Consider the following 14,244-nt stretch of genomic DNA (forward strand, 5'->3'; position numbering starts at 1 on the left):
CGATCGGCGAGTTCGGTCACCAACTCTCGAACGCCGTCGATGTAGGCCGTTCGTGCTGTGCTGTCATCGGCCACGCGTGAAATGCCACTGGCCAGCGCGCTGGGGCAGCCAGTGCCTTGATCGTCGCCGTGCATGCTCTCCCCCGATATACACGCGCGTCTGACCTACACCGCTGACGAAGCGTCTAGATCATGCGACCGCTGGCTCCATCGTGCATCTCCCATACGGCGAGCGCCACCGCACAGGTTGATTTTCCGTCAACGGTGCTGAGAGAAACCCCGAGAAGTTCGCCGATGCGATTGAGGCGGTACGTCAGAGAATTTCGGTGGATGAACAATGCCGCCGCAGTCTTGGTCGGACTACCGTCTGCATCCAAAAATACCCGGAGGGTGGCGATGAGATCGGAGTTGGTGTCTTGGTCGTAGTCTTGAAGCGGCCGGATGAAGTGAAGGGCCTGTTCCACGCCCCCTTTGGTCAGTGCCGTAGCCAGTACCGACGGCAGGTCGAAGCGGCGCGCGACGGTCGGCTCGGTGACTTTGTCGAGTTGTCGTGGTGAGGCCAGAATCGCTGTTCGGAGGCTGCTTTGCCCCTGCAGCTGCCCGGTGACGATCGCAGGGCGGCGTGGCGCGATGTCGTGCAGGCGGTGAATGGCGGTCATCTGGGCGTCGGTGTCAAAATCCTGTCCGATCATGAGCGAGTAGTTCTCGGCTTCCAACAGCCCGAGGGTGGGAAAGATGTCGGCGAACTGCAGTCGCATTCTCCACGCGTCGTTGGGATCTGCCCCGGTGCGCACCGTGGTGAGGATGGTCGGTTTCTCCGGGTTGAATCCCGCCGAACGCATCAGCTTCTTCGTATAACGGGGGGAGTCGGCGTCGGGGAGTCGCAAATGTTCGATCAATGTACGCATTCGGTCGTTTTCGACGTTGTAGTGAACGGCGACCGAATTCAAATGGAGACTGACGATCGATCCGACCGGCCCGAGCAGTGGATCCACTACGGACTCCCTCTGTGGAGATCGAACAACAATTGAGAATCGTTCACTGCCGCGGACTGGATTGAGCCGGCGAACATGTTGGGAAACAACGCTCGAACTCTTTCGCTCGTGCAAATCAGGCAGTTCCCATCGCATTCCTGCTGGCCGGGAAGCCACCATCCTCCCTTGCGAGTCCACCAGACCCACTTCACCGCCGACGACGGACCGGATCTCTTCCAGAAGTTCCAATAATGTTGTTCCGCGGGCCTCGAGTTCCGCGCACCGGTCGGCCAACTCGAGTGAGCTTCTCAGGACGGCGTAGTACTCGGCTTGAATGGTGTCGTTCACCAACCGATGCACCTGCAACAGATTGACTGGGGGCGAAACCTCAAGGACCGGCATATCGAATCGATTTCCAGCGTCCACGAACGGATGGCCCCGGGGTTAGAGCCCGACGAAGTCCAAGTCGCGCTTCAGCTGGAAACGCTAGGAGAGGACAGCCGTGAGCGCACAGAAGAGCGGTTACTCGGGCTGGGATACATCTTGCTCTGAAACCGTCCACGAAACGCCCTCGGCACAAACGCTCCAACACGATAATTCACACTCAGGGTCGGGACCCACGAGGAGCTCAAACGCCTATGCCCACGTACCGGCTAATACCCGAGATCGACTTCGCTCGGCGATGCCCATCCTGCGGCAACCGCTGCCAAGCAGAAGTGGTGCAGCGGGCGGTAACACCCGCCGACACCATCACCAGCGTCTATGCAGCATGCATGACGTGCCGATGGGAAGGATTTGCGGACATGACGTGTCGGTAGGAACCGAGCAACTACACACGTTCGAAGCAACCAGCAATCCAAACAGAGCGGCACACGACTCTGCATTCCAACCGTCGTATAACGGCGCAGCAAAAAGGAGCGACATACCCGTGGCAGCAGAGTCGGAAGTTTCGCGAGCAATGCTGGACTTCGCGCAGCGGTGGAGTCCCTACGGCGGAGGGAGAGATGAAGACACCCTGATCGAGTTCGGCCTCACCTCGCCGGCATTCTTCGAGCGCGTTCTGGCGATGCTGGCCACACAGCCGAACGCCTTGGATCCGAGAAGGCTGAAATTGATCAAGTCGGTAGCACTCGAACGACTCGGCCGCCAGCCTCGCTCGAAGCCTGGCGACACAAAGCTAATCGCACGACACGCGGACTGCTTTACTGGAAGTGCGACAGATCCACTTCATCTTGGCCACTGACAGCCATCCGGTCGAAACGCACAATCGGGTGATCGTGTCGATCCGTCGAACTCAAACGCCAGGTCACATCCGTCGGTTCTGCTGCTGACGCGAACGCAGGGACAACCAATAGTGTAGGGGCGCTGGGAGCGATTATCAGTCGGCGCTGTGTCGGCGCGAAGCAGGAAGGGTCAAGCGATATGTTTAACCGGAAGCTGATACACGTCAGGAATACTGACCCAGGCAGCTTCGGCGATTTTATCGGCGGTGCGATACGTAGCCTCGGTTGGGGAACGACGGGTAGCAGAAGTACATGCTAACGAGCACGCCGTCTCGCCTGGCCGAAAGCGCTGTCGAAGTCACGATTGCACGTCCGGGCTTCACCACTGACCGCGGCTAACACAGCGGCGTCGAGCCGAGAGCGAACCTTGAGCTTGCTCAGCACATTTGCAACGTGAAACTTGATCGTGTTGACGCTGACGTACAGTTTACTTGCCATTTCGGCGTTGCTGAGGCCCGACACGATGCCGTCGAGAACCTGATGCTCGCGCTGGGTGAGCTCGGACCAGGGTGGAATGTCCGGCCAGCAGAGTTGCGACTTCGATCCACTGCTTGCTGCCATCGGTACGTCTCCCTAGCTGACCTGGTTAATCGTGATTCTCGGATCTGCTCGACTTCTCGGAATCTAATAGGTGCACTAGATGCACAATCTAGCAAATATGGGCGCCCTGGCAACGACTTGTAAACCCGCCTCAGCGCTCGGACGACGATGGGCCCGAAGCGGAGCGGATCAACCCTGCACACATCCAAGCTTGGCTATGTCACAACTAGTTTCTTCGCCAATGCCGAAGCTATTTGCGACACAGAGTCATCAGTTTCCAACTCGAGACAGTCACCCTCGGGCCCGCCAATACTTATCTCAGTGGGCAGAGTGAAGTTGGGCCGTGCAAACGGAGATGTCATGGATTGGAAATGCACAAGCCGACTGGCGTTGGGCACAACACTGGTTGAGTTATACCGGTGCGTGAGTACCGATGCCAACCTAGCTTGACAGACTAATTGCTGACAATTACAGCCATTACCGACGCCCTGCCGTATCGCATGTAGCGGCAACCCAAATTGCTTTACCTGACAGAGCCAACGTCTGACTTGTCCCAAGCTTTGATCACATGATTTCGGTTTCCAATCGATGCGACCACGTGGGGGCGAAACGCGGCGGTCTGGTGCATCGCTTCAGGGATTACAACGGATGCGTCGACAGTTGGCCGATCGCCCCGTGGTCTTTACAAGGTGGATACGGAATGCTCGTCACTGCGGGCCGCCCCTGTGGCCGCGCTGATCGACCAAGCCGACTCAGCGACACCGCTCTGACTGATGCGATTTGACGCGAGTCAAGCGCCTGCGTTATTAGCGGTGATTCCAAGATACACAAAATTCGCTCGAAGAACGCAGGCGCACTGAGTCCAAAATCGACGAGAATATCTTCGTCCCTTCCGCCGCCGTATGGACACCACCGCCGTGCGAACTCCAGCATTGCTCGCGATACCTCCGCTTCTGCAACCACGGTACTCGCTCCTTCACGTCGCCACCGGTTACGGGCCTACTTACTCAACCACATCATCCAAATATCAGATGTCAGTTCCCGTTGTATTGGACTCGCTATACAACAGTAGTGTGTTCTAATCTGCAGCAGGCGGATCCCCGGCACCAGCCAACGCCACCAACCCCTGTGCCATTCCCTTTGCCGCCTCTATCAGAGACTCGGCAGAAGTGCGAGATTTAAGCGCGCGCTTCGTGTAGCGAACTGCCGTTGGCGCCAAATCCGCGATAGCATGCGCATATGAAAGGGCTAGGGGGTCTATCTTACTGTCGATGTCGTGTTTGAGCGCAATGCCTAGAGCAACTGCATCTATACCTGTTATTTCGCGCGAATTCATGATGAGATCGAACGCGCGTTCATACCCCACACCCGCAAGAAGATGATGACATCCACCTAGGTCAGGAACTACACCGATGGAGACCTCGGGAAGGCTTAGCCGTGCGTCGGAGGCGACGATCCTCACATCGCAGGCAAGCGCGAGTTCCAAACCTGCACCGAGAGCGACCCCCCGTACCGCTGCGACAACCGGCAGGTGCGACTCTGTTATCCAAAGGAATTGTGATTGTATATCGGCAAGTTTCTTTGTCGCGGCTGCCATATCCGTGCGTGCGAGGTGCCCAATTGAGATCAGGGCGCCGTCGGGGGGCGCGACCTCTGCGAGGTCGATACCGGAACTGAAATTCTCGAGGCCCGTGATCGCCACGCATCGAACATTGGGATCGTTGCTGATCCGAGCCCCCACCTCATCGAGTTCTCGCCACATCAGAAAGTTCTGTGCATTGCGCCGAGATGGTCTGTTCAAGATGATCCGGCGCACTGCATTGTGGTGTTCAACGACGACAGTTTCCATTTGCGCTCCGTACCGTAATAGAACGTTGTCAGCAAGACGGCTGTATTTGGATGTTGGGTACTGATCGGGGCGTCTCAGCTTCACCCCATCCTCGAGTTCGGCACATGTTATTGGTCGAATCTCGACAATCGAGATTCTCTACGCGCCGCGCACCATATTGCACCCGGTCGGATATCCATGTCCGTATTGGATGACTTGATTAACGCAGTCAACCGACAGATGCCGGTATGACGCTAGACAATGTTCAGAGTTCAATGACAAAGACTGAGTCGGTCCTTGTCTGAGCATTTGCGAGCTCAAGACAGGCTCTGTCGAGATCCAATTGTGCGAAACGAAATTGACCTATTTCCTTAGTACACCAGCACATGCACATGTACCCCAACTGAGAACGACTCGTACCGGCTACGGCTGCTCGGAGAAGACAGTCAGCGTTCTCGATCAGGTCTGTGTGTATCTCGGCGGAGATTCTATTCTGCGTTCAGTGAGCATTTCAACTGGTGTAGTCAAAGGACACACGCGGTGGTCGTACACGAAACGACCAGCACTCCAGCTGGTCAGGCGAGCACTTCCATGCCGAACGCCACCGAATCTTTCATCAATGACCCAACGATTTTTTGGGATAGCTCGGTCTGGGGTGTTACCGGTTGCTGGCAGTCAGCGAGTGCAAGCAACCGTCACGTGGACTGCAGGATAGTAACTGTGGCCACAGCTGCGTCTGGGCCGATGTATCCCCCGGCGTTCTCCGCGAGTCCAGTTCGGGCCTTTTCGACTTGCCGACTCCCACATCGGCCGCGAAGTTGATCCGTCAGTTCGACAATTTGCGCTAGCCCGGTCGCGCCGATTGGATGCCCCTTGCTTCCAAGGCCCCCACTGGGATTGATGGGAAGCTGCCCGCCGAGTGTCGTTATCCCGTCGCGGAGTAGCTTTACTCCGTCTCCGGTCGCGCAGAGTCCGAGTTCTTCGCTGACGATGAGCTCGGCGGGTGAGGCAGCGTCGTGGCATTCGACGACATCGATATCCGCTGGACCGACATCAGCCATAGCGTAGGCCCGGGAAGCGGTGTCAACAACCAGTTCACCGTAAGTTCCGGGAACGCCGGAACTGACGACGGTAGCGAGGAGCTTCACGGAGTCTGCGTTCCACTTGGCCGCTAGTTCGGGAGTAGTAACCACGGTGACGGCAGCACCATCGGACATGGGTGCGCACATGAGCAGGGTCAGTGGCCCACTTATGTGTCGTCCCTGCAGGACCTCTTCGACAGTGACGTGCCCCCCGTACTGGGCCTTGGCATTCAGGGCTCCGTGTGCGTGGTTCTTGACCGCTACCTGGGCAAAATCTTCCGCAGTAGCGTCGGTGCGGTCCGCGTACAGTGTCGCAAAACGGGCGTAGATGTCCATGAAGACTGAGCCGCTGCCGCCGGGCAGGTCAGCTCGAATCTCGTCCAACCGCGTCTGATCGAGCGCTGAGGTCATGACCGAAAACGATCGTGCCTTGTCTGCATGTGTCAGCTTTTCGGCCCCGATGGCAATGGCCACGTCCACGTGCCCCGACGCGACCGCCAACCAGGCTTGATTCAAAGCTGTGGAACCCGATGCGCATGCGTTCTCGATGTTGATCAGGGGCACACCCTCGAGTCCCGTTCCTCTTGTTGCATGTTGCCCGCGGACTGACTCCTGCCCGTACATGAGTCCTGCGCCTGTATTGGCGTAGTAGACCGCTTGCACTGCCTGAACACCACATCCGGCGTCCTTGAGAGCTTCCCCGGTCGCTTCTTTGACCAGCGAAGCGTACGAGCGGTCTATCTGCTTGCCGAACTTGGTCATTCCGACACCAGCTATCACAACGTCGCGCATCACTTGGGTCCTTTCGTTTCGTAGTGTGGTAAAGATTCGGACAGAGTCTGGAGGAGCGCGGGACGGTCCCCGAACGGCGCCACGATCAACTCGTCGACGCCAGCTGACTCGAATGCCTCAAGTTTTTTGGGGAGAGTCTCCGGCGTGGCAACTAAGGCCACCAAGTCCAGTAATTCGTCAGATAGCGCGGTTTCGGCTGCCCGTTTGTCGCCCGCCAAGAATGAATCCTGGCAAGCGATGGCGGACGCCCCGTGGCCGTACCGTTCGGCAAGATCGACATAGAAATTTTTCCCCTTGGCGCCCATACCACCGAAATAGAAGGTCATCACGGGACGGACCGCATCACGTGCGACTGCGATATCCTCGTGCACCGCAGCGACAACCAACGGCGCGATGGATACGTCGCTTCGTGCCCGGTTCGCGCGATCAATGCCTCGAAACAGGGGTGCACACAACATTTCCGCATGGTCAGGACTGAACAAGAACGGTGTCCAACCATCGGCTAGTTCGCCGGCTTGTTGGACAGTTTTCTCTCCGCCCACACCGAGGTAGATCGGGAGCCTCTTTTGAATCGGTCCGCCAAGCATCTTGAGAGCCTTACCCAGACCCAGCCCTCTGCTGGTTTGGGGAATGGACCATTCCGCACCTTGATGGTCGACAAGCTCATTTGACAGAGCCATCCGAATGATCTCGATGTACTCGCGAGTGCGCCGTAGAGGGGTTGTAAACGGGACGCCATACCAGCCTTCGGAGACTTGTGGACCAGATAAACCCAGCCCCAGCATCATTCGGCCACCCGAGATTCGGTCGATAGTCGCTGAGGCGGCGGCCGCCGCGGTGGGTTGGCGCGCCGGGATTTGCATGATTCCAGCCCCCAACCGGATGTTCTGGGTGTGCCCGGCCACTAGACCCAGCATGGCAGTGGCATCTTGACCGTAGCTTTCTGCGAACCACAATGAATGAAAACCCAAGGAGTCGGCCAACTTACTGAGTTCGAGTTGTTCGTCCACCTCGAACCAGGGCCAATACATGAGTGAGACACCGATATCCATCGATTGCCTTTCGGTGATTGCGGTGAGCAGGAGAGATCTGGAAAGTGCCAGGTTTAGCAACGTTGACTACTGTTGCCTGGTCGCACAGGTTCTGTTTGGTGGTACGCGATCGGACCCTCCGTCACATCGAGCAACTCTCGGCTCGCTAGAGAATTGGTGTGCCATTCGCCGAGAAAAATTCTCGAGCGATCCGGTCGATGATGTGCGATGCCGGTTCTATCGCCGAAACACCGGACACCGAGTGGCCCGCGCTCACTACATCTGTCCAACGCCTGGGGCCCGCCGCATCGTTGCCTCCACCGTATACCGCGTTGGAGATCTCGGGAGTAACCTGCTCGTCCAGACTTTGAGGGTCGAGGCCTGCGGCCAGGACTGCAGGACGCAGCCAACTTGCGGGTAAGCCGGTGAAGGCACTGGTCAACATGACGTCGTCGGAATCGCAGTTCACAACATGTTCTCTGTATCGCTGCGACGCCAAACTTTCTTCGGCGGCGATGAACCTGGTACCCATGTAGCCGAGATCTGCACCAAGCGATAACGCTGCATGGAGTGCAACCCCATCAGACAAGCCGCCTGCAAGGGCGATGGGGCCGTCGAAGAAGCCCCGAACTGCCCTCACAAAGGCGAATGGGTTCAACCATCCTGTCTGACCCCCTGCGCCCGCCGACAGAAGTACCAGGCCGTCCGCACCAGCCAGTGCGGCTTTGCGGGCATGAGCGATGGTTGCGACGTCGCTGAAAACAAGGACGTCGGCGGCATGCAACGCCTGCAAGACCGGCGCCGGCGAGCCGACGCTTGTGATCACGATCTCGACTCGATTGTTGATGATGCAAGCGAGGTGGTCGTGCAGCATGTGGTGCGACATAACCAAGTTCACGCAATGGGGCGCAGGGATCGTCGCGGACGCCGAGGTAGCCGTCGCAATGTCGTCCAGCCAGTTGTCCAGAACAGCCGGCGTCCGTGCGTTCACTGCCGGGAGTGCAGCAGCGACTCCGGCCTTGCAGATTGCACTGACCAATTCGGGTCCGGAGACGCGAAACATCGGTGCTGCGATGGCAGGGATTCTGAGCCTTTCAGCGATCGACTTCGGTAGCCGGTATGCCTCAGTGGCTGTCATCTCGATCCCTTCCGTCTCGGTGGTGATTCGACTGCTGAGAACAGACTTACGTATACTAACTGATAAGTCAAGATTGGACGGACTGACAGAGGTCGCAAATTCCAACTCAGAGATGATGCAGACAGCGAACGCGGTGCGCCAGTCCTGCATCGACTCTCGCTGCGGCGGTGCGCGGTCGGCGGTTGGGCCCCGGTTCTACCCGTCGCGGTCCTGGTCGACCGCGTCGACAGACGATGCTGGCACAACACCGGCCAGCACCGCGAGAATCTGGCGAGTGAGCTCAGCCGGTCCTACTGGGCCGTCAGCGTCGTACCACCGATACAGCGTGGTCAGCATCGAGAGGACCAGATTTGCGGCAATATGCGTATCGATCAGTGGCGCACCGGAGGCACGGAGAGTGATGCATTCGCCGAGAAGCTTCTGGAAGTCAGTGGCAACAGCGTGCGTGAACTCGCTCCACCGCACCTCCGCATGCTCGGACAATTCTGCCTGTTCGCTGAAGACGATCGAGTAGAACTGCTTCATTTTCGTCGCACTCTCGACGTGGAGATCGATCAACCGACGCAGCCGGACAGTCGGTGCCGCGTCTGAGCAAACCACAAGGTGAAGTCGTTCATCGAGGTCAGCGCACACCATGTTGACCATGTCATCGAGCAGCGACCGTTTGCTCGATGTGTACTTGTAGACAGTGGGGCGAGAAATTCCTGCGGCCTCTGCGATGTCGTCGATGGTCGCGTTGCTGTATCCCTTTGATTCGAAAACCTCCGCTGCGGCACGTAGCAGAGTCTCGTTATCGGTAGCGCGGCTACGTGCCATCGGCGTCACTTATCACCTACCAATACTAACTCATTAGGTAACCGGGTGCGGGGCGGTGCGACCTGCGATCGGGTGCACGAATCGCGAGATTGCTCAGCGTTCGAATCGCACACGCCACAGGGAACTCGACTCCACCGCTCAGTTGAGAGTCGGCTCGCGATCACGAGTGCCAGATCTAGCGCAGACAGGAGGGGCTCGCGGACCTGATTGCGGACCGGCGCGCCGCTATTCTGGCTGCTGTCTGCTGCTTCGGTGATCAGGAGACAGGCGTCGTGACCCACGAGCGGTCAGTAGGCGCAACACCTTCGCGGCGGTTGTGCCGCGCCGGTCGGTGTACGGATACCACAGGATCTCATCTTTCATCGTCGGCACTCGTGGAACGGTAATTCCTTTCTGTCGACAAAACTTTCGGATGCCCTGCGCGCCTCCGAGTCTGGCCCCTAGGCCCGACCCCTTCCAGCCTCCGAAAGGCAGTCCGAAGCAAAAAAGGTTGGCGTAAGCGTCGTTGATGTTGACGGCCCCCACTTCGAGTCGACGCGCTATCGCCAAACCCTTTCGACGATTTTTCGTCCACACCGTGGCCGACAGTCCAAAATCAGAGTCGTTGGCCAGCCGGATTGCTTCGTCGACGTCTGTAACCTTCATGATCGGGATCGTGGGCCCGAAGGTCTCCTCGCGCATACACACCATCGAGTGGTCGACGTCCACCAAAATGGTCGGTTCGAAGAAGGTGCCGGTTTTACTGGGGGCACCGCCGGTGAGAGTTTTGGCACCCAGGGCGATCGCGGAATCGACGTGGTCGACAACAATCTTCACCTGCTCCCCCGTAGCCAACGCTCCCACATCGGCGGAGTTCGCTTCTTCACCGTTAGTGTCGTGTCGAAGAAGTTCTACCTGTTTGGTCACCAGGCTCACGAACTGGTCGTACACGGGAGCTTCGACGTACACCCGTTCCACCGAAATGCACGCTTGCCCCGAGTTGACCAGGCCTCCCCAGGTGATGCCGTTTGCCGCGCGCTCCAGATCCGCGTCCGCGAGAACGATCGCGGGGTCCTTACCTCCGAGTTCGACACTGCAGGGAATCAAACGTTCACCCGCTCGGGCGGCGATCGCTCGTCCAGTCTTGGTAGACCCGGTGAATTGCACCATGTCCACTGCATCTACTACTGCAGCACCAGTTGCCCCGCGACCGGTGACGTGGGCGAACACTGGGGGTCCCCCGATTTCCTGCCACCCGCGAACAAGGGCGACGGTGGACAAGGGTGTCACTTCAGAGGGCTTGATGATTACTGCTGCGCCGGCGAGCAGCGCCGGTACAGCATCTACACCAGGTATCAACAGCGGGAAGTTCCACGGGGTCACGATCCCGACCACTGGATATGGGCGGTAGACCTTGAGAAGCTTCTTGGATGCGGTCAGAAGTCCGTGTGGCCTGACTCTTTCGTCTGCCAGATACTTATGAGCTCGACTCGCGTAGTAATTGATCGCGTCGCATACGAACATGACTTCGAGTACTGCCTCGGTCCGTGGCTTGCCGGTCTCCGCGCGAATCTCGTCTACGAGGTGCGCCTCGTTGTCGAGCAACCAGTTTCTGAGCTTTCGTAGCCAAGAAGCACGCGCTTTGGGGCCAAGAGCCTCCCACGCAGGTTGATGTGTGCGCAGCTCCTGTACGACCATGTCGACCTCGTCGGGGGTCTGAACGGTCACGCGCCCCACCAGTTCTCCCGTTGCTGGGTTGTACACATCGACTGTGTCCGTAATCTGTTGCGACAGTTCCTCGATACTCACAAGATGCTCCTTCGCCCACGTTGGTTTGATTGCTGCGAACCCTTTAGAATCGGATGAGTCCACGAAGATTTCGTCCTGCATACATGTCCGCGTACCCTTCGTTGATTTCATCGAGCTGATACTCGGTGGTGATGAGCTCGTCGAGTTTCACCTGTCCGAGGTTGTACATCTCGAGCAACCGGGGAATATCCATCTGTGGGCTGGACGACCCGAACAATGAACCGCGGATCGATTTCTCGAAGAGCGTCAGTTCGAGGAGCGATGCCGAAACGGTCTGCTCGGTGGGATGGCCGACCGCAGTGACCACGACCCGGCCGTGTCGGCCGACGACAGAAAGCGCTTCACGAACCTGGTCGGGTTCGGCGACGCCGGTAGTGATGATGCACGCGTCTGCAAGTTGGCCTCGTGTTAGATCCGTGATCACGGGGAGGGCCTCATCCACATTTTCGAAGGCGTGTGTGGCTCCGAGCTCGAGCGCCTTCTCTCGTTTGAAGGCCACTGGGTCGATAGCGAAGACATAGCGGCAGCCGGCTACTTTCGCGCCCTGCACCGCATTGATTCCTATGCCTCCGATTCCCATCACGACCGCACTTTCGCCCACCCGAAGTTCCGCTGTGCGAACCGACGAACCGAAGCCGGTGGTCACCCCACAACCGACGAGGGCTGCCTTGTCGAGCGCTAGGCCCTGATCGACCTTGACCACACTCGCAATCGGCACCACCGTGTACTCGCTGAAGGTGCCGAGCAATGACACCTGTCCGATCCCTTCGCCGCGGCTGTGGAAGCGATAGGTGCCGTCCAGTTGTGGCCCCTGCATGATCGCACCACCCAGATCGCACAGGTTCATCATTCCTCTGGCGCAGTAGCTGCACCGGCCACATGAAGGAATGAACGACAGTACAACCGGGTCCCCCACCGACACCTCCGTTACTCCCGGGCCGATCTCATGCACGACACCAGCACCCTCGTGACCGCCGACTACCGGGAATGGAATGGGAAGGTCTCCCGTCACGAAATGCGCATCCGAGTGGCACAAACCTGCCGCAGTGATCTTGACCAGTACTTCGCCGGCTTTCGGATCATCGAGGTCGAGTTCCTCGATCTCCCATTTCTGACCGATTCCGCGCAGTACCGCAGCCCTTGTCTTCAAAATGTCCTCCGTCGTTCGTTGAAATGTGCCGATCGATAGTCAGTTGCGGTTGGGAACGAAATCGTGTTGGTCTCGAACTGTGAGGATCGGTGATGTGGCACTGAGTCGCCCGTCGCAACAGCGTTAGCGTTTTGCGTCCAGTGAGTGGGTGTCTCGCTACGCCACCAGCGTCGAATTTGCCGCGCAACAAGTAGCGTCACATTGCCTCGACTACGGCTTCAGCCCATGTCATTCGACGAATGGCACGTCGATTCCTGAGGGAAGAGTCGTAGAATTCGCCCGGACCATTCATGCGGGTGCATGTTCGATCGTGGAGCTGAGCGGGTGTGGCGGATAGTGGGTCGATTGCGGATCCCGTATCGAACTGACATCTGCCATTGTGGCGTGGGTCTCATCCATCGGGCTAGTCACGATAGGACAAAACTTGCCTCAGCTTTGTGCTCCGGACACAACGTAAAGCCTGGGCGGCTTCAGAGCGACGCGAATGCGGGGGCTCCGAATTCATTCACGCAGCGCAGGGCCAATTCCACCTGGCCGCGTCGATGGTCGATCGGATGTCCCAGCAACAATTCGATTTGGTTGAGCCTGTACCGGACAGTGTTCTTGTGGACCGGTATCGCCTGTGCTGCACCTGCGACCCCCAAAGTTGCCACTGCAAGCGCCGTGTCGCGCAATCGTTCGGTCGCCGGGGTGTCCTCGACCAGCGATCCCAGTTCTCGTACTACGAATTCCGTCATTGCTTCCATGTCGGCAGACACCATGGCCACGAGTTCGACGTCGTCGTAACGAGTGACCTGCCTTGTCCGACCTGAGGCAACTGCCATTTTCTGGGCGGACAGAGCCTGCCGGTGACTACGTCGAAACCCGTCGAGACCGGTGCTGCAGATGCCCACCGCTACGTGGACACCTGTCGCTACGCGCAGCGCAGTCGATGTCGACAGCAAGGATAGGTCGGGTTCCCGGCTGCTGGCACACCACATCCACATCCCCCGTTCTCCGGAGGGAACAGCCAAGACAGCATCTGCACCGACGATGGCGCCGAGCGCAACGGCGATCTCTGCCAACGGCGGCAGAAGATCGAACTCGGCATCCGCCCAGAGAGAGAACGCCGTATGCATTCTGTTCAAAGGGTATGCGAGCAGCTGGCTGGCGTTGCGGATGTCCGTCGGGTCACCACGCAATATCTTGGACACGATTACGCCTTGCCTTGCCGCGGCACCGGCGAGCCATTTGACTCGCTCATCTACCATCACGGTCCCGAGGATTCCGACGGCGTTGTCGAGCCACTCGCTATTGACCGACCACATTCGCACGAGCACGCTCGACCTCAGCTCTTGATCGATCTCACTTTGTTCGACTGCATCGCTGAAGTAACGTTGGGTAGCTCGAAGCGCCACTCGATACAGCCTGAACAAGACCTCCACGCCGAAACCGCGGTGGGTAAGGGTTCGGGCCAGTCCATATGCTTCCGGTGGCAACTCCACGTCGTTTTCCCGCATCGTTGACAGAATCGCCGCCAGGTGACCTCGCGTACTGGCTTCGAGATCGCGGCGGAGCTCGGGGTCGGACACCAACTCCGGCATCTCTGCCGCAATCGTTTCATCGATGAGATCGACGGCGGTATCGAATGCCGGCGACGCCGAGGCGTCCTGAAGCCAGCGAGCCAGCCAATTCGACACCGCATCATCGGAACCGCTGGCTGGGTGGTCTGGTTGCATTGTCACACCTCCAGGACGTCGAACGGTCCGAACCGAATCTCGGCCTAGTCGGGGGTCGGGGAGCAGATTCTCGAAATCCGGCGCTAAGGATTTACGGCAGATAGT

General features: G+C 58.5%; 11 protein-coding genes. All 11 read right to left on the reverse strand.

Annotated elements, in window-relative coordinates:
- Nucleotides 1-184 precede the first annotated feature (184 nt).
- Nucleotides 185-994 carry a PucR family transcriptional regulator gene (locus ACODSO_RS26250; RefSeq protein ID WP_489039601.1) on the reverse strand — a complete coding sequence of 270 codons (810 nt, stop codon included), beginning with the start codon at nucleotides 992-994 and terminating at the stop codon, nucleotides 185-187.
- A 1,517-nt stretch (nucleotides 995-2,511) separates the two neighbouring features.
- On the reverse strand, nucleotides 2,512-2,817 hold the full coding sequence (locus tag ACODSO_RS26255) for a response regulator transcription factor (protein ID WP_296780811.1): 306 nt from the start codon (nucleotides 2,815-2,817) through the stop codon (nucleotides 2,512-2,514).
- A 618-nt stretch (nucleotides 2,818-3,435) separates the two neighbouring features.
- A complete protein-coding gene (locus ACODSO_RS26260; RefSeq protein WP_367182249.1) occupies nucleotides 3,436-3,729 on the reverse strand; it encodes a hypothetical protein in 294 nt (97 codons plus the stop codon).
- Between the two features lie 145 nt (nucleotides 3,730-3,874).
- A complete protein-coding gene (locus tag ACODSO_RS26265) occupies nucleotides 3,875-4,645 on the reverse strand; it encodes an enoyl-CoA hydratase/isomerase family protein (RefSeq protein ID WP_489039602.1) in 771 nt (256 codons plus the stop codon).
- A gap of 674 nt (nucleotides 4,646-5,319) precedes the next feature.
- Nucleotides 5,320-6,498, reverse strand: a complete 1,179-nt coding sequence (locus ACODSO_RS26270) for a thiolase family protein (protein ID WP_489039603.1) — start codon at nucleotides 6,496-6,498, stop codon at nucleotides 5,320-5,322.
- On the reverse strand, nucleotides 6,498-7,610 hold the full coding sequence (locus ACODSO_RS26275; protein ID WP_489039604.1) for an LLM class flavin-dependent oxidoreductase: 1,113 nt from the start codon (nucleotides 7,608-7,610) through the stop codon (nucleotides 6,498-6,500). Before ACODSO_RS26275 ends, ACODSO_RS26270 begins: the two co-directional genes overlap by 1 nt.
- 85 nt (nucleotides 7,611-7,695) lie before the next feature.
- Nucleotides 7,696-8,667 (reverse strand): NAD(P)H-dependent flavin oxidoreductase, encoded by a 972-nt coding sequence (locus ACODSO_RS26280; protein WP_489039605.1) that lies wholly within the window; start codon nucleotides 8,665-8,667, stop codon nucleotides 7,696-7,698.
- Between the two features lie 195 nt (nucleotides 8,668-8,862).
- On the reverse strand, nucleotides 8,863-9,483 hold the full coding sequence (locus tag ACODSO_RS26285) for a TetR/AcrR family transcriptional regulator (RefSeq protein ID WP_296780790.1): 621 nt from the start codon (nucleotides 9,481-9,483) through the stop codon (nucleotides 8,863-8,865).
- 225 nt (nucleotides 9,484-9,708) lie between these two features.
- Nucleotides 9,709-11,271 carry an aldehyde dehydrogenase family protein gene (locus ACODSO_RS26290; protein WP_489039606.1) on the reverse strand — a complete coding sequence of 521 codons (1,563 nt, stop codon included), beginning with the start codon at nucleotides 11,269-11,271 and terminating at the stop codon, nucleotides 9,709-9,711.
- Between the two features lie 43 nt (nucleotides 11,272-11,314).
- Entirely contained in the window at nucleotides 11,315-12,421 is a 1,107-nt protein-coding gene (locus tag ACODSO_RS26295; protein ID WP_206492673.1) for an NDMA-dependent alcohol dehydrogenase, read from the reverse strand.
- Between the two features lie 470 nt (nucleotides 12,422-12,891).
- Nucleotides 12,892-14,139 (reverse strand): PucR family transcriptional regulator, encoded by a 1,248-nt coding sequence (locus ACODSO_RS26300; RefSeq protein ID WP_206492672.1) that lies wholly within the window; start codon nucleotides 14,137-14,139, stop codon nucleotides 12,892-12,894.
- Nucleotides 14,140-14,244: the final 105 nt, after the last annotated feature.

It is taken from the genome of Rhodococcus sp. FG69 (assembly GCF_057808915.1).

Bases quoted from the DNA above. Each gene is read 5' to 3' on its own strand.
- ACODSO_RS26255 (WP_296780811.1), bottom strand. From the start codon at position 2,817: ATGGCAGCAAGCAGTGGATCGAAGTCGCAACTCTGCTGGCCGGACATT.
- ACODSO_RS26285 (WP_296780790.1), bottom strand. From the start codon at position 9,483: ATGGCACGTAGCCGCGCTACCGATAACGAGACTCTGCTACGTGCCGCA.
- ACODSO_RS26280 (WP_489039605.1), bottom strand. From the start codon at position 8,667: ATGACAGCCACTGAGGCATACCGGCTACCGAAGTCGATCGCTGAAAGG.
- ACODSO_RS26300 (WP_206492672.1), bottom strand. From the start codon at position 14,139: ATGCAACCAGACCACCCAGCCAGCGGTTCCGATGATGCGGTGTCGAAT.
- ACODSO_RS26260 (WP_367182249.1), bottom strand. From the start codon at position 3,729: ATGCTGGAGTTCGCACGGCGGTGGTGTCCATACGGCGGCGGAAGGGAC.
- ACODSO_RS26265 (WP_489039602.1), bottom strand. From the start codon at position 4,645: ATGGAAACTGTCGTCGTTGAACACCACAATGCAGTGCGCCGGATCATC.
- ACODSO_RS26270 (WP_489039603.1), bottom strand. From the start codon at position 6,498: ATGCGCGACGTTGTGATAGCTGGTGTCGGAATGACCAAGTTCGGCAAG.